We start from the raw sequence: 17,205 nt of genomic DNA on the forward strand, positions 1-17,205 counted from the left end.
GGTTGTAAATTGCATTATATACTTCTCAGCTAATTGAATCAAATAATCTTATGCGTACGATATCAACCACTGCCCATATACAACCGCAATCCACTGCAAGAATCATGATGATCCGGCCGGTTCAGTTTGGATTTAATACCGAGACTGCCGGAAGCAATGAGTTTCAGCAAAAAGAACTTGCGGCACAGACGCATGATCTTGCCCAGGAAAAAGCACGTGAAGAATTTGACCTGATGATTTCACAGCTTCGGCTCACAGGGCTTGACCTTCATATCTTCGAAGATACGGACGATGAATATAAACCTGACGCCGTTTTTTCGAACAACTGGGTTTCTTTTCATCAAAGTGGAAAGGTAGTGCTTTATCCGATGATGGCAGAAAATCGTCGTGCGGAACGTCGCATGGATATTATCGAAAGCCTGAAAAAGGATTTTTTGGTTGAGGAAATTATTGATCTTACCCATTTTGAAAAGGAAGGAAAGTTTTTAGAGGGTACCGGAAGTATGGTGTTAGACCGTCGATATAAAATCGCCTATGCATGTCTCTCGCCTCGCACCCATCCGGAAGTTCTGGACGCTTTTGCCGAAGCGATGGGATATGAATTGGTCACCTTTTCAGCTTCTGACGAAAATGATAAGGCTATTTATCATACTAACGTACTGATGTGTGTAGGTGATATATTCGCTATCGTTTGTCTGGAAGCGATAAAAAATCCTGATGAAAGGCAACTGGTCAGAGCTGCGCTTGAAGAAACAAACAAATACATCGTTGAAATTTCACTGGATCAGGTACGACATTTCGCAGGCAATATGCTGATGGTAAGAAACTTGAAAGGAAACAAATTTTTAATGATGTCGACCCAGGCGTTTGATTCACTCACGGAGATCCAGAGAAAATCGCTGCTTGACTATGCCAGAATTATCCATACTGATCTGTCCATTATTGAAGGATACGGAGGCGGCTCAGCGAGGTGTATGATGACAGAAATTCACCTGCCCCTGAGGTAACACAACAGAAAGCCCGGACAACCATGCAGTTTATCCGGGCTTTAATTAATTTAACAAATTGATTAGTCGTTAAGATCAGCCTTAACTTTATCAATTTTAGTTCTTGTTTCAGATTTGAAATTATCCCATTTCGCATCTGTTTCAGCCTGAAGCTTGTTTAGAGAAACTTTAAGTTCATCTTTTTCTTCCTGCAATTCCTTTTTACGATCCTGCCATTTATCTTTTTCCTTTGCAGTCGCCTTGTCCATTTTGGCGTCAGCCTCTTCTATTTTATTATCAATTTTACTTATTGCATCGTCGATCTCAGTTTTCAATGCCTCTTTATCCTCGTTCAACTTTGATTTAAAGTCATCTCCCGCCTCTTTCATGTCAGCCTTTGTTTCATCAAGGGCTTCTTCTGTATCTTCTGCTGCACCTTCAACAGTATCTTCTGCCGAATCTTTGGTCTTTTCTGAACAACTGCTAAAAGTCAACATTCCAAGTGTGAGCATAGAAGCTACGAGCAAACTGATCTTTTTCATTTTTTTTGTGTTTAGATTAACAAATGTCAATTACGTGACTAAATCATCATATACGTCAAAAATATCCTACCAGCTATGGATGGGTTTCAAAATGATGGTTTGTGGGGAATTAAGTACTCAGCAGAAATATCCGGTTTGCCATACTTCACCCAATTTAAACTTAGGTTTAATCAACATCCGGAAGCATGGTTTTGATTACAGAAACCTCTTATAGAAAATACTGATTTGTTACTATCCGCATTAATGAAGAGATTTGCCCAAATTTGCTATTCCAATTAATATGCTTCGAACTTTATCCCTACCGCTGTTATCATTTCTGATTATATCTAAAAGTTTCGGGCAGAATCCGGTGCCAAAAGATACACTGCAAGCCAGACAATTAGAAGAGATTACTGTTAGCGCGTTTGAAACTAATACAAACCGTCTGGCCACAACCGCAACCGTTGGATTACTTACCCCGAAATCCATAGAAAGATTTTCTGCAACTACCTGGACCAATGCTGTCAATGCGATTGCCGGTGTCAGAATGGAAGAAAGATCTCCCGGGAGTTATAGATTTTCCGTGCGGGGCAGTATGATCCGCTCGCCTTTTGGAATCCGAAATGTCAAATTCTACTGGAACGGAATTCCATTCACAGACGCAGGTGGAAATACACCCCTAAACTCGGTTGACTTTGGTGCAATCCAGAGTATGGAAGTAATTAAAGGACCCGGTAGTAGTCTTTACGGTGCCGGAACCGGCGGTGTTGTTTTAATGCATAGTCGCACCGATAATCCTGCATTAAATCGTATTGAACAAAGTGTTGGTTACGGAAAATATGGCTTCCAGAGTAGAAGTACTACTTTACAGGTTGGTGATATTTCCATTCAATATGGTCACCAGGAACAAGACGGATATCGCAAGCAAAGTGCTATGAAACGTGATGCGATACGTTTTACTTCGACTTCAAAAATTGGCGAGAAAGGCTCTTTGTCTCTGCTGGGCATGTATTCAGACTTATCCTATCAAACGCCGGGCGGTATTAATCTTGCACAGTATCAGTCGGATCCGACACAGGCGAGACAATCTACCGCGACGGTTCCCGGAAGTGAGGCCCAACGAGCTTCGATTTATACCAAATTTGCGCTTTTGGGTGGGAATTATTCAATCGCACTTTCCGAAAACTGGACGCAGAGCACAGCACTGTATTTAACTGTAAACGATTTTGCAAATCCTTTTATCAGTAACTATGAGAAACGGGACGAGCAGGGAATTGGTGGAAGAAATATCTGGAAAAACAGTTCACAGATCGGCGACATAAAGACCAATTGGACGTCGGGTTTTGAATGGCAATATGGCCGTTCAGCACAAAGAAATTATGACAATCTTGGTGGAACGCCTGGGAAACAGCAAACGGTTGAAGATGTTCGCACCGCCAATTTAACAGCATTCAGCCAGCTCGAAGCTGTTTTATTTTCAGATCTTACCGCAACGGTTGGACTGAGTTACAACACGTCAAAATACAAATACGAACGTTTTTTCGTGCTTCCGTACAGCAAAGAGCAGAGAACTTTTGACGGCATCTTTGTTCCAAGATTTGCAATTAATAAGATAATCGCGAAAACCTGGGCCGTTACCGCCTCATACAGCAGCGGCTTCTCCCCTCCCACTTTGCAGGAAGTCCGCCCTTCTGCGGGTGGTTTTAGAAAAGACCTGGAAGCAGAACGTGGCATGAATACGGAAGTGGGAATTCGAAAGATAACGGAACATTTTACCGCAGAAATCAGTGCCTATCATTTTGGTTTAAAGGAAACGATTGTGAGAAGAAGCAACGAAGCGGGTTCCGAGTTTTTTGTAAATGCCGGCAAAACAAAACAATTGGGACTTGAATGGAATCTTGGTTACGATCTTCTTTCGAATCCAAAAATCCCTGTTGCGCTACGTCTATGGAATTCAGGAACTTATACCAAATATACCTATGAAAACTACCAGCAGGCGGATGTCGATCTGACGGGTAAGCTTATTCCGGGCATACCACGCTTTATTCAAACCACGGGTATTGATGCCATTTTCAAGTATGGTTTTTCTCTTTTCGCAACCTATCAGCACGGAAGTTCCCTCTTCCTGAACGACGCAAATACGTTAAAGAATACTCCTTACCACCAATTTACCGCACGGGCGGCCTGGAAAAAAAGCTGGGGACAACATCTTTACAGCGAACTATCTGCCTCAGCCGAAAAAGTTAATGCAGGAATTTACAGTCTGGGCTACGACCTGAACGCATTCGGCAGTCGCTACTATAACTCAGCTCCAAAAAATAATCTTTGGGCAGGCGTTAAGGTTGGCTGGGAATGGGGAAAAAAATAATTGTCAATTGTTAATTGTTAAGGGTTAATGATGGAAACTTGTTATATCACTGACCATTCACACATCTTGGCGAGAGACGTTGTGAACTTTTGGGACGCTATTCGTTGTAATACAATTCTTTAATTTTATGAAAGCGGATTAACGCAAACCTATTAATCCTTTACAATTAACCATTAATAATTAAAAAATTGCATCTCTACATACATATACCCTTTTGCAGACAGGCTTGCCATTATTGTGATTTTCATTTTAGCACGAATACGAAAAATAAACGGGCTATTGTTGAAGCCATTGCAAAGGAGATTGTTTTAAGGAAAGAATATCTGGATTCAAATAATGTAGAAACCATTTATTTTGGCGGAGGTACACCTTCGCTATTAGACACCTTAGAGCTGGACTTACTGTTGAATACAATTCACTCAAATTTTACAGTAAATTCTGATGCCGAAATTACATTGGAAGCCAATCCTGATGATCTTGATCTGCAAAAACTTGTTCAGCTAAAAAATGCAGGGATCAATCGGTTAAGCATTGGTATCCAATCATTTCACGAACCGCATTTAACATATCTTAACCGGGTTCACAACGCTTATGAAGCTGGAAGCTGCGTCAAAATTGCTCAGGATGCGGGCATTACCAATATTTCCATTGATTTGATTTATGCAATACCTGCCCCGGATCATTCCATTTTGAACTTGGATATGCAGAAAGCATTTGATCTGGATGTCTCCCATATTTCTGCTTACTGCCTCACGATCGAACCGCAAACTGCATTTGGAAGTTGGCTTAAAAAGAAGAAAATCAAACCTATTGATGAAGAATTTGCCGCACAGCAATTTGAAATACTCATTGCCGGACTTTCCGAAAAGGGATATGAGCAATATGAAATTTCTAATTTTGCCAGAAATGAACAGTACAGCAACCACAACAGCGCATATTGGAAACAACGCCCATATCTAGGTGTCGGGCCAAGCGCACATTCCTATAACCGGGTGAGTCGTGAGTATAATATTTCCAACAACGCCCAGTACCTTGCTGCAATTCAGCAGAATACTATTCCTTCGACCATTGAAATTCTTTCCGCTGCTGACCAGACCAATGAGTACCTGTTGACCGGCTTACGTACAAAATGGGGATGCGAACTTTCGACACTGGACCTGCTATCCGGCAATCAATTTCAAGAGCGAAACCGTGCGGAAATTTCCGAAATGGCTCAGAAGGGGTGGCTGTATACGGACAACGGCACCATTTTTCTTTCCCAAGCTGGAAAATTATTCGCCGACCGTGTAGCCAGTGAATTATTTATCGATTGACACAAAAATAAGAAGGCGCACAAAGCTAAATCGTGCGCCTACATGAGTGAAATGTTCTTAATTTAACCGGTTATCTTTTATTGCTTCACAACTTTCGTAGTGCTGACTACCCCGTTCGCCTGATTTACCTGAATAACATAGATACCAGCTCGGACTTTTGACATATCAATTTTGTCAGCTGACATCGACATCGCTGTTTTCTGGCCCGCTGCATTGATCAGATAAATTCCGCTTACCGCTTTCCTGTCCTTAGTTTCAATGGTCAGATCATTTACAACGGGGTTCGGATAAATTGTTAAAGTAGTTTCAACATTCATGAACACGTTCTGAACGCGACTAAATGCAAACGTTCCGTCCCGGTCAATCATTTTTAAGCGATAATAATTTTGACCATTTAAAGGACTTGCGTCAACAAATTGGTACCGAATTAGATTTTTGCTTTCTCCGGTAGAAGCGACTGAGCCTGCCAAACTCCAATCCTTGGCATTAGCACTACGCTGTATCTCAAAACGATCACTGTTTGTTTCCAGCGTCGTTTCCCAATTCAAAACAACCTGATTTCCCTCTTTTCCGGCTGAGAAAGAAGTAAGCGTTACTGGAAGCGGGGTTACAGTTGGCATTGCGAAAGTGGAGCAATAATTATGAAATTCGAATCCATTATCCTGGGTGACATTGCCTCCGATAACAGACTGGCCATTGATATTCCCCCCACTTCCCGCCAGATTTGCCAAAGGCGCAAGTAATTGCCCCTGTACGGCAAAACTTTTTAAAGAAATATTGGTCGCAGCAGGAAAATTAAACAATGTGTTTTCCGCTTGTCCTCCGTTGATTGATCCTCCATCTACAATTACATTCTTATTGGTTACATTAATTAATACAGCAGAATTAACCGGAACATTGATGTTGATACCGAAGGGCTTATCCTCTGGAAGTGTTACATTAAAAATATTCAAACTCGTATTAGTTCCAACAAGATCGATGGTCACAAAACTATACGGAGCATAATTTACAGTACCGTTCGCAGTCATGTTTGACAGACTGACAGAGAGATCTGTAAAGTATGTTTTCAGATTATTATAGGCCAGCAAATCCGTAATCCCAGGTCCTTTATTTGTTCCTGTACCGACCGGATGGGTTGGATATTGAGAATTGATAGCCGCTTCGTTGTATACAAAGTTCCCTGTCATCCCCCAGTTGTTCGCATTTGTAAATTTCCCGTTCACGATAAAATTGTCTGTGTTTGGCGTAGCATCACGTCCACCACCAGAACCTACACTATAACTGCCAGGCGCAGTAAAATCACCGGCGACAACAAGCCGGCCTTCACTGTCACCTCCGGTGGCAACCAAATTGCCGAAAATGATAGCATTGAAATTTCCATTTCCGACCAACTCATCACTGAGATAGGAAGCGGGTACCGTAAGTACGGTATTCGAATTACATTGTGAGAAAGCAACATTTACCGATAAAATGAAAATGTTAATGACTACCAAACTAAAAAAGCAAGCGAAATTTCTTGTACACGATTTCATAGAGTCCAGGTTTAATGATAATTGAATTATTTCAACTTTGTAGAAAAAGATTTAATCAGAATTCCTATTAATTCTAAATCGATAAAAACTAACTAAAAATTAGTTCTACAAATATTAACTATCTAAATACCAAATAGTTAACAGATACAAATATATACCAACCTTAGGAAAATATCATATTTTTTTGTCATAAAAATATAATTTTTCTACGAAATAGAACTATATCACATAGTACTTTACACATAATTCTACACACCAGATATGTGTGTCGTTGATCGTCTACAAAGTCATAATTTTAATTTTTGAAAAATATTTCAACCCAACTGACATAGGGCTGTCACTGGCCGTTCTTTTTTTTGCGGCATCACTAAACAGGACAGCAATGGAAATGATATCGGTTTTCTTAAAAGAGTTTGTACAGGAAGCAATGACGACGCGCAAAATGTTGGAGCGCGTACCCACAGATAAATTTGACTGGCAACCGCATCCTAAAAGCATGACGATCCGGCAGTTAACTGCGCATATCGCTGAATTACCCACATGGATATCTTTGGTCCTCAATACCGATGAACTTGACTTTGCAAGCAGTCCATATAGCCCTCAGGATATTAAGGACACTCCTGGTTTACTGGAATTCTTTGAAAAATCGTTAAAGGAAGGGCAACACGCTCTTGAGCATGCACAAGAAGAACAGCTTAACGACATTTGGGTACTTAGAAACGGGGAAATAATTTTGAGTAAAACCTCAAAGGCTGAATTTATCCGAATGACTTTCAGCCAGGTGATTCATCACCGTGCACAGCTTGGTGTTAATCTGAGACTTCTGGATATTCCCATTCCGGGAAGTTATGGCCCAAGTGCAGACGATCAGCAGTCATAAAATATTGGGCTAAAAAAAACGAGGCTAAGAAGAAATTTCTCAGCCTCATTTTTATTTTCTTTTGGTATTAAGAAATAAATTCAACCTCCAAAGTTTTCTCTGCATTCAAAACTTTGGAAACAGGACATTTTTCTTTGGCGGCGTGCGCAATTTCATCAAATTTTTCAGCCGTGATTCCCGGAACTTTGCCTTTCAACACCAACGCACTTTTGGTAATTGCGCCTTGTGAAGGATCAAGGGTAATGGTAGCAGAAACATTCAATTCGTCAGCTGTAAAACCAGCTTCATTCAAGAGAAAGCTTAATTGCATGGCGAAACATCCCGCATGAGCAGCCGCAATAAGCTCCTCAGGATTTGTTCCAACACCATCAGCAAAACGTGTATTGAAAGAATATTGTGTATTTTCAAGGACAGTACTTTGCGTACTCATTACCCCGGTACCTTCTTTTCCAGTACCTTTCCAAACGGCATTAGCTTTACGGTTGATCATATCCTTCTTATTTTTTGGATAAATAATTGTTTTGATATTACAAGTCAGCAAAATACTATCTTACTCTATTCATTGCAAATTAATTATTTGTTAATGAACAGCGGTATTTCCGTCCTCAAATACCCAACTAATACCGCGCAAGAGTAGTTTCATTTTGTCAATGAAAAGTTAATGGCCCGAAATTATTAGGGCAATTAAAAAACATAACATACGTTTGTTAGCAGTAAAATTCACTTAGCCAATTTAAACTCATGATGAAAAAACTCATTCCCCTGTTGTTAGTAATTTCAGTTCTTTTTGCAGGATGTAAAGGAGACGATGGTGCACCAGGGATTCCAGGTGCTGATGGATTGATCGGCACTACCTTTGAAGCCGAAAATATCAATTTCACAGCTGGAAACGAATATACTTACACGATCAGGTTTGCTGATGTTCCGAATCTGGAAGTTGTGGAGTCTGATGCGGTGCTCGTGTACATTCTTTGGGAAGTAAACGGTTCGGCACCGATCTGGCGTTTATTACCACAGGCGATAACGACCACAGTAAGGTATAACTTTGACTATACGCCGACAGATTTCAGTGTATTTATTGATGCAGATGATCCTAATTATAACAAAGGTTCATTGAACAGTGCCACATTACAAAATCAAACGGTGCGTGTTGTTGTCATTCCGTCAAATTTCAACGCAAGAACAAGTGACGCTGTGGATGTAACCAACTACGAAGCTGTAAAAAATTATTACCACATCGACGAAAGCAAAATAATCAAGATTAAAGCGAAATAAATATTCAGACATCTGGTGATAATTAATTACCACCAGGTGGCACAGTATTGACAATATCACAAAAATCCGGTAATTTTTGCCGGATTTATTTTTTTAATACATTATGAAAAGCTTGCTCAACCTAACGATTCTTCTTTTACTCTGTACCAACGTTATCGCACAGAACTTCAATGAGGAAACTGAAAATTTCAGAAATCATTACAAAGAAGATTTTTTAAAATCGAAAAACTCCCCATTAAAAAAAGACGATCTGTCATACCTCCGCTTTTTTGAGCCGGATTCGACTTATCGTGTGACTGCGGTTTTCAAAAAAATCGAGAAAAGCCGGCCTTTTGAAATGCCAACTTACAGCGACACCAACAAAACGTATGTAAAATATGGTGAACTAAAATTCCGGCTTCACGGTAAAAAGCAATCGCTCACCGTCTATCGCAGTCTAAGTCTGCAATCACTTCCCCAATACCGGGATTATCTGTTTTTACCTTTTAAAGACAAAACAAATGGCGTTGAATCTTATGGCGGCGGTCGTTATATTGATCTGAGAACCGGGGATATTAAGGAAAACGTTGTTATTCTTGATTTTAACAAAGCTTATAATCCATATTGCGCATACAGCGACGGTTATCACTGCCCCATTCCTCCTGCTGCAAATCACATTTCTGCCAAAATTGAGGCCGGAGAGAAAAATTTTGGTAAAGAACATTAAGATCATTTTTTTGGTTTTAGAGTAATGTCAGATACGCCAAAACCTTCTCATCGTAAAATCATCCATATTGATATGGACGCATTTTACGCGTCGGTTGAGCAGCGTGATTTCCCCCAGTATCAGGGAAAACCTCTGGCAGTCGGAGGCTCCCCCACCGGCCGCGGCGTGGTGGCGACGGCAAGTTATGAAGCCAGAAAATTTGGTGTCCGTTCGGCAATGTCATCCCGCCGCGCAATTCAGTTATGCCCCAACATTATTTTTGTTTACCCAAGATTTGAAGCTTATAAATCAGTTTCCCGCAGTATCCGGGAAATTTTTGAGCGTTATACGGATATCATCGAGCCGCTTTCGCTGGACGAGGCATTTCTGGATGTTACGAATGACAAACAGAAGATCGGATCGGCGCTGGAAATCGCGCAACAGATAAAAAAAGCTATCAAAGATGAATTAAATCTTACTGCTTCCGCCGGTGTTTCAACCAATAAATTTGTAGCAAAAATTGCTTCTGATATCAACAAACCTGATGGACTGACTTTCATCGGCCCTTCAAAAATTGAATCTTTTATCAACAATCTTCCCGTCGAAAAGTTTTTCGGCGTTGGCAAAGTGACGGCGCAGAAAATGAACAGTATGCAATTGTTCACCGGTGCAGACCTACGAAAACTACCTGAAATTGAACTCGTCAAACATTTCGGAAAATCGGGGCATTTTTATTACAAGATTGTCCGGGGAATTGATGAGCGGGAAGTACAGCCTCACCGGGAAACCAAATCATTGGGAGCCGAAGATACATTTACTTATGATCTGGTTACGACCGAAGAAATGCACAAGGAACTCGATCTGATTGCGGAGACCGTTTTCAATCGCTTGCAGAAAAAACAACTGAAAGGACGGACAATTACTTTGAAAATCAAGTATAACGATTTTACTCAAATCACGAGAAATTATTCGTATCCTCATCCGGTTGGCGACTTCGAAACCATTTTTAATACGGCCAAACAACTTTTGGAAAAAGTAGACAGGGAAGAAAAGCCCGTAAGATTGCTCGGAATTTCACTTTCCAATTTTGGAGAACCAGAAATAAAACCAAGAAAACCGCGCGATCCTGAACAGCTGGAATTATTCTGATCTGCATAAATATAGAAAAACGCTTTACCGAAGAAAAGCCAGGTAAAGCGCTTCTAAATTTTGATCCTGTAAATTTTGCGGTTCAGAGCCAACAGCCGACCGCCGATAGCCGACCGCCGATAGCCAAGTTAGTATTTCACAATCTTCTTCGTCAGCGTTTTGTCATCAAATACAGCTTTAACGATATACATCCCGGCTGGATAATTTTGCAGGTTAAAGTTGAAAATATTTGTAGCAACTGCTCCCTCTGGCAGCGTAAGCCTTGCTACTTCCTGCCCGCTGATATTGTAAATCTGAACCGATCTCAATCTTGTTGGATGCGGATAAAACTGAACGGATATCTCACCACTTGTTGGATTAGGGGTAACTAAAAACCCTGCCTCTTTCAGATTCGGATTAACAGTGACCGTCCGAATATTAATATCGTCAAGATATACATCATTTTCGTTTCCATTAATGTTCTGGAAAGCGATCAGAACATTTCCCTGGCTGATAAAATTGCTGATGTCAAGCTCCTCTCGTCTCCATTCCTCGGATAATGGAGTAAATGCAGTTCGGGTTGCAGCCGTTCTTGTCACCAGATTTGGGCCCCATTTTTTATAAATACTGGTGTAGGTAAGCCCGCAATCCGTACTTACCAAAACCTGCAAGGTATCCCAGGCGCTGCTGCTAAAATTGGTCGAATTGGTATAAGTGGCCGCAGCTACCTGGAAAGAGACAAAGGCAGAATCGACGCCTGAAATATTAACGGTTGGCGTACGCAGATAATCTTTTTGGCCGATCGACAGGTAATCAAAATTCCTCATTCGCGCCGCACCATTGCCTGTTTTTGCGGCTACGTTTGTTTTCTCCCAGGTTTGCCCCCCATCCGGGTTTACAATATCCCAGGCCATTGCCGGGAATGTTCCTTCAAAACCTTCGCTAACTGGCGGGACCGAAGGCAGGTAATAAATAAAGTTGAAGCTTTGGGTATCATTGGAAGTGTCTTCATCCGCAACATCGTTTGGATTAACGGAGGTGACAGTCAATACATGATCACCCTCTGTGGTCGTCATCGTTGGCAGCGTGACAGATACTTCCCCGTAACTTTTCAAGGAGCCTGTCCAACGATAACTGGTAACAGGACCGTTATCAATACGCACATTAATCGTAACAGAAGTCAAAATCTCGCTACCCCTGTTTCTTAATAGAATGGATGGAGTAAATGTATTGGTACAAAGACGTTGTTCCGGGGCGGTAATCTGCCTTATCGACGCATCGTTACGCTTCAAATCCAATGGCAGACATCCTTTGGATTCACTTAGTAACGATCGGTAAGTTGCATAAGCAGTTTCCATCCGCGCGACCTGCTCATTGGTGAACATCAAAAGACAGTTGTCAGGCGAATAATCCATAAAATTCTGATACATAATTCCGGGAGATGCCGGACTGCAATTGTCCGTCACCACTCCCGTACGGCAGGTTGTCGTACTGTTTCCTTGATTGGGCGTATCGCTGACAAAATCGGTGCCGTTACAAGCACCACGGTCATCACCCCAGATGTGGTATAGATTGAAATAATGTCCGATTTCATGCGTTAGTGTTTTACCTGCATTGAAATTCGTCGCAGATCCTCCCGGGAGACTATTATACGCGATTACAACGCCCTGCTCATCATCAGCACCATCGTTAGGAAATGTGGCATACCCAAGGGTTTCATTATTCAGGACACAGACCCAAATATTCAGATAACTATTAGGATCCCAGGCATCAGCACCTCCCATCGCTGGATGTTTCACAAAATTATTTGTAAAGTCGAAAGACGTTTGAGTAGTATTATACCTGACGATTCCAGTAGTAGGTTCGTCGGAAGGAGTTCGCTGCGCGAGGCAGAACTGAATGCCCGACTGACCAAAAAGCGACTGGAAGTATGATGGAATTCTTGCAGAACCTTCATTTAAACCTGCATAATCTTTGTTTATCGTATCGAGCTGCGCTATAATCTGTTGATCCGTTACAGCCGACTGATTATTCATTACGATATGAAACACAACCGGAACCGTTATCAATTCATTCGTTTTTGAAGATTTCCGAGTGGCCATCCGTTGCCTGACCATATCCTGAAACTGGCTTTCCCTGGCGCTGAATCTAAGTTTCAAGGCCGGATTTGCTGAGAATTTTTGTTCCAGAAGTTCAATTGTTGCACACCTTTCCTGTGCTTCGGCTAAAAAATGAAGCGATAAAAAACAAAAAAGGTAAAACAGTCTGGAAAAATTTATAACATTAAAATACAATTTATTCATTTCAGGGCGCAAATAAGTTCTGATTCACTTTTTGTTCAGGTCGTTTTTTAACTTTAAAGCCAGTCAATCAGTACTTACGAAAAAAAGACCCGGAATGATGCAAGCACCCGAGTCATTTATTTATTATTTAATACCATACAAAGACTGGTCAACCAAGGTGACCAGCTATTTAACCGAATAGAAAATTTTAACGTTCGCGAAAAATCGAATTAATTCGTCAAATTGATTCGATAAAGGTCAGCATTTTTTTCAAACCAACCTGATCCGGTAATTTCCCATAACCTGCTCCCATATTGTCAATAAGATGTTTTTCATTCGAAGTTCCGGGAATTACGCAATTGACCGCAGTGTTTGCCAGAATATATTTTAGGAAAAACTGAGCCCAGCTTTTGATATCATAATCCGCAGCCCAAGCCGGCAAGGTTTTTTCTTTTACGAGTTTGAATAAGTTGCCGCTATCAAAAGGTTCATTGATTATAACCGCGACACCATGATCTTTCGCTGCGCTCAAAAGGCTTTTCTCTGCGTTCCTGACCTTGATCGAATAATTAAACTGAACGAACTCCACCACTCCGGATTTTACAATCCGTTCAAGTTCGTCATGTGCAGAAGCGGTATAGTGCGTAATACCGACGTACCGGATCTTCCCTTGTTCCTTCCAGTCTTTAAGGGTCTTGATATGGGTTTGCCAGTCCTGTAAGTTATGGATCTGCATCAGATCCATTTTCTGACGTTTCATCTTTTTAAAGGAGCTGTTCATTTGGTCGATGCCAGCCTGTTTGCCTGTGGTCCAGACTTTCGTTGCGTAAAAAAATTGATCCGCCTCGCCGGAAGCTGCTGTTAAATCGCCAATAACCTCTTCTGCTCGTCCATACATAGGCGAAGAATCAATTAATTTCCCACCCTGTTTATTCATACTTTTTAAAACCTGAACCAATCCCTGGCGTTCATTTTCAGATTTCCCAACGTCAAACTGCAACCAGGATCCAAGCCCGACAACTGGTAATTTCTCTTTCGAAGATGGAATTTCTCTTTGAAGCATATTTTGTTGATTATTAGCCTTCAACGCAGATGAATTGAGTAAAGCGGCCGACGTTAACGCACCAATATGATTTAAAGCTTCGCGTCTGGACAAGTGATTTTTCATATATTTTTTTATCTGTCGACATAAAAAAACCGATCCTGAAAATAAAGATTTCAAAAGCCTGTTCCAACCTTTGAGGAGATTATGGGTCTCAATACTATACGCAGTTCCAGGAAAAACACAAAAACGGGTAAACGATTTAAAATTAAAAACTGATTTTATGCGTTACTTAATATCTTATCCCAACTAAACAGAAACGGATTCGCACCCGGATCTTTACAGAACGGCATAAAAACGTATCTTTGTGCCTTTATATAAAAAATGAAAACATACTTCCGATTATTATCCTTTGCCAGGCCAATTGAAAAATTCGCCATTCCATATGTCATGTTCACTGTTTTAGGTGTTATTTTTAGTACCCTTCAGTTAGCACTTCTTTCTCCATTGCTGAACACGCTGTTTATAAGTGGAGCTAATAATGCGACACCACTCGAAGAGCCGAAGAGCTGGGTTGACATTACCGGATATTTAAATTATTATGCTCAACAGATTAGTATCAATTACGGCCCATTTGATGCTTTAAAGTACGTTTGTGGAATTATTGTATTAGCTGTTCTTTTAGGCAACGTCTTCCGATACTTTTCTCAGCGAATAATGGAGAACCTCCGCATTCACACATTGTTAAACCTTCGGAAAACCGTTTTTAATAATGTCATGAATCTTCATGTAGGATACTTCAACAATCAACGAAAAGGGGATATTATTGCAAAAATAGCATCGGATGTTGGCGCTGTTCAATTCTCCGTAACAGCTACTTTACAGGTCGTTTTCAAAGAACCTTTGCAGCTTCTTGCTTATGTGTTCATGCTTTTCTCTATTTCTTTTAAGCTCACGATATTTGCGATCTTGGTAATTCCAGTTTCGGCATTTATAATTTCGAAAATCGTAAAACGCTTAAAAGAACAAGCAGCTATGGCGCAACACATGTTTGGCCTGATGATCAGCTATTTGGATGAAGCTTTGTCCGGAATTAAGATCATTAAATCGTTCAACGCGACAGAAGCTATTAAAAATAAATTTGATTCGGAAAATGTACGTTATTCCGACTTAGGCCGTAAAATGGCGCGTCGACAGCAGCTTGGGGGACCGGTTTCGGAAACGCTCGGAGTTGCCATGGTTGCAACTATTGTTCTTTATGGAGGGTCACTAATTCTGAATAATGAGTCAGATCTTACAGGACCTGCATTTGTTTCTTACATCGCACTTTTTTCTCAGGTGATGCGCCCTGCGAAAGCATTGACCGAATCGTTTAGTAATATTCATACAGGTATAGCAGCAGGAGAACGCGTTCTTGCGTTGATTGATGAAAAACCAGAAATCACAGACGCTCCTGACGCCATTGCGCTTACTACTTTCAATGAAGCCATTCGTCTGGAAAATCTTTCTTTCTCGTATTCTGAAAGACAAGTACTAAAATCGATCAATCTAACTATTCCAAAAGGGAAAACCATTGCTTTGGTTGGGCCTTCGGGTGGAGGAAAATCTACTTTGATGGATTTGATACCGAGGTTTATTGATGCAGAAAGTGGCCGCGTAACGATTGATCATGTTGATGTCAAAAAACTGAAAATGGAATCGTTGTGGTCCATGATTGGTGTGGTGAACCAGGAATCGATGTTATTTAACGATACGATTTTTAACAACATCGCTTTTGGTATGCCGGATGCAACACAACAGGAAGTGGAAAACGCTGCGAGGGTTGCCAACGCTCATGATTTTATTCTTAACACAGACAACGGTTATGAAAGTAATATCGGTGACCGTGGAATGAAACTTTCCGGTGGGCAAAAACAACGGATCTGTATTGCAAGAGCTGTTTTGAAAAACCCTCCGATTATGCTTTTGGATGAAGCAACATCGGCTTTGGATACTGAATCAGAAAAACTGGTGCAGGAAGCGCTTAATAATCTGATGAAAAACAGAACGTCGCTGGTGATAGCTCACAGGTTGAGTACAATCCAAAATGCCGATATGATTGTGGTTTTGGAAGATGGACAAATCATCGAAACCGGCACACATGCTCAGCTTATGGCAAGCCATGGTTTGTATAAAAAGCTGATTGATATGCAGCAGTTTACGGAAGCATAAATGGATAGTCTGCCATTAATTTCTATTGCTTTGTGTACGTACAATGGCGAAGAATTCCTTGAAGAACTCATGGATTCGTTGCTGGCCCAAACGTATAAAAATATCGAAATTATTGTCGTAGATGACTGCTCTTCGGATGGGACTGTTAATATCATCCATGCTTATTGTCAGCGATATCCGTTTATCCGACTTATTCAAAATCCTGATAATTTAGGCTACAATAAAAACTTTGAGAAGGCTTTGCGCCATTGCTCCGGAGAATTTATAACACCTTGCGACCAGGATGATATCTGGGATAAAGACAAAATCAAATTACAGGTTGAGGCGATTGGGCAAAATCTGATGATTTATCATGATTCAGAATTCATTGATTCTCATGGAAAATCCATGAACCTGACAATTTCCGATAAGTTTATTTTTTATAGAGGAAATCACCCCGGACCGTTTCTGTTCATGAATTGCGTTTCCGGGCATAGTATTCTGATGCGGAAATCATTAATAGCACATATTCTCCCGTTTCCGGAGGGGTTTCATTACGATCAGTGGATCGCTTTTATTGCCACAAATCTTGGATCCGTTGATTTTATCGAAAAACCCCTGGTGAAGTATCGGCAGCATCAGCATAACAGCACCGACCTGCTGGCAATAAGAACACCAAGAAAAAATAGTACCGAAAGGAAAATCGAAAAGCTGACTCAGGAAAGTGCCTGGCTGAAAATTTGTTTGGAGCACAGTTCTGAGCGGAACAGCAGCCTGATTTCAAAGCTTTACCAATTAAGTTTGAAACGAAATTCCTCTTTGGTAAGTCCGGCTTATGGGCTGGAAATTTGGAAACATCAGGACCAGCTTTTGTATTTAATGAAAAAAAATAAAGTCAGCCGGTTCTTTTTTACAGTAAGAAAAATATGGGGAATAGTTATAAAGCGTGTTTTTTAGTTTTGTAAATCAAATTTCCGTCCGATGAAAAAACGGTATAAAAATA

The 17,205-nt window shown here is 40.8% G+C and carries 14 protein-coding genes; 9 read left to right on the plus strand and 5 right to left on the minus strand.

Annotated elements, in window-relative coordinates:
* The first annotated feature begins 50 nt into the window (after positions 1-50).
* Positions 51-1,007 (plus strand): citrulline utilization hydrolase CtlX, encoded by a 957-nt coding sequence (gene ctlX / locus AC1XUO_RS10505; RefSeq protein WP_483329732.1) that lies wholly within the window; start codon positions 51-53, stop codon positions 1,005-1,007.
* A gap of 62 nt (positions 1,008-1,069) precedes the next feature.
* Here the strand turns inward: ctlX and AC1XUO_RS10510 are convergent, their stop codons facing one another.
* Positions 1,070-1,528 carry a hypothetical protein gene (locus AC1XUO_RS10510; protein WP_483329733.1) on the minus strand — a complete coding sequence of 153 codons (459 nt, stop codon included), beginning with the start codon at positions 1,526-1,528 and terminating at the stop codon, positions 1,070-1,072.
* Between the two features lie 280 nt (positions 1,529-1,808).
* On the opposite strand from AC1XUO_RS10510, the gene AC1XUO_RS10515 reads away from it, so the two are divergent.
* Together AC1XUO_RS10515 and hemW are read left to right on the plus strand one after the other, a co-directional pair.
* Positions 1,809-3,875: a TonB-dependent receptor gene (locus AC1XUO_RS10515; protein ID WP_483329734.1), complete on the plus strand. Its 2,067-nt coding sequence runs from the start codon at positions 1,809-1,811 to the stop codon at positions 3,873-3,875.
* A 188-nt stretch (positions 3,876-4,063) separates the two neighbouring features.
* Entirely contained in the window at positions 4,064-5,188 is a 1,125-nt protein-coding gene (gene hemW / locus AC1XUO_RS10520; protein ID WP_483329735.1) for a radical SAM family heme chaperone HemW, read from the plus strand.
* A 77-nt stretch (positions 5,189-5,265) separates the two neighbouring features.
* Here hemW and AC1XUO_RS10525 read toward each other — a convergent pair whose 3' ends face one another.
* Positions 5,266-6,720: a collagen-binding domain-containing protein gene (locus AC1XUO_RS10525; RefSeq protein ID WP_483329736.1), complete on the minus strand. Its 1,455-nt coding sequence runs from the start codon at positions 6,718-6,720 to the stop codon at positions 5,266-5,268.
* 382 nt (positions 6,721-7,102) lie between these two features.
* Here AC1XUO_RS10525 and AC1XUO_RS10530 point away from each other — a divergent pair, with 382 nt between their 5' ends.
* Complete coding sequence (locus AC1XUO_RS10530) at positions 7,103-7,600, plus strand: DinB family protein (protein WP_483329737.1); 498 nt, start codon at positions 7,103-7,105, stop codon at positions 7,598-7,600.
* A gap of 67 nt (positions 7,601-7,667) precedes the next feature.
* Here AC1XUO_RS10530 and AC1XUO_RS10535 read toward each other — a convergent pair whose 3' ends face one another.
* Entirely contained in the window at positions 7,668-8,090 is a 423-nt protein-coding gene (locus AC1XUO_RS10535; protein ID WP_483329738.1) for an OsmC family protein, read from the minus strand.
* Positions 8,091-8,341: 251 nt separating this feature from the next.
* Here AC1XUO_RS10535 and AC1XUO_RS10540 point away from each other — a divergent pair, with 251 nt between their 5' ends.
* From AC1XUO_RS10540 to dinB, 3 genes are all read left to right on the plus strand, one after another.
* A complete protein-coding gene (locus AC1XUO_RS10540; RefSeq protein ID WP_483329739.1) occupies positions 8,342-8,875 on the plus strand; it encodes a hypothetical protein in 534 nt (177 codons plus the stop codon).
* A 103-nt stretch (positions 8,876-8,978) separates the two neighbouring features.
* Complete coding sequence (locus tag AC1XUO_RS10545) at positions 8,979-9,581, plus strand: DUF1684 domain-containing protein (RefSeq protein ID WP_483329740.1); 603 nt, start codon at positions 8,979-8,981, stop codon at positions 9,579-9,581.
* A 24-nt stretch (positions 9,582-9,605) separates the two neighbouring features.
* Positions 9,606-10,709, plus strand: coding sequence for a DNA polymerase IV (dinB, locus tag AC1XUO_RS10550; protein ID WP_483329741.1), 1,104 nt, complete (start codon positions 9,606-9,608; stop codon positions 10,707-10,709).
* A 128-nt stretch (positions 10,710-10,837) separates the two neighbouring features.
* Here the strand turns inward: dinB and AC1XUO_RS10555 are convergent, their stop codons facing one another.
* Both AC1XUO_RS10555 and AC1XUO_RS10560 read right to left on the minus strand, forming a co-directional pair.
* On the minus strand, positions 10,838-12,991 hold the full coding sequence (locus AC1XUO_RS10555; RefSeq protein ID WP_483329742.1) for a M43 family zinc metalloprotease: 2,154 nt from the start codon (positions 12,989-12,991) through the stop codon (positions 10,838-10,840).
* Between the two features lie 217 nt (positions 12,992-13,208).
* On the minus strand, positions 13,209-14,138 hold the full coding sequence (locus tag AC1XUO_RS10560; RefSeq protein ID WP_483329743.1) for an aldo/keto reductase: 930 nt from the start codon (positions 14,136-14,138) through the stop codon (positions 13,209-13,211).
* Between the two features lie 258 nt (positions 14,139-14,396).
* On the opposite strand from AC1XUO_RS10560, the gene AC1XUO_RS10565 reads away from it, so the two are divergent.
* Entirely contained in the window at positions 14,397-16,223 is a 1,827-nt protein-coding gene (locus AC1XUO_RS10565) for an ABC transporter ATP-binding protein (RefSeq protein WP_483329744.1), read from the plus strand.
* The gene (locus AC1XUO_RS10570) at positions 16,224-17,159 is read left to right on the plus strand and encodes a glycosyltransferase family 2 protein (RefSeq protein WP_483329745.1); all 936 of its coding nucleotides are present in this window, start codon (positions 16,224-16,226) and stop codon (positions 17,157-17,159) included.
* Positions 17,160-17,205: the final 46 nt, after the last annotated feature.

It is taken from the genome of Dyadobacter sp. HNCC25DJ186, assembly GCF_056895235.1.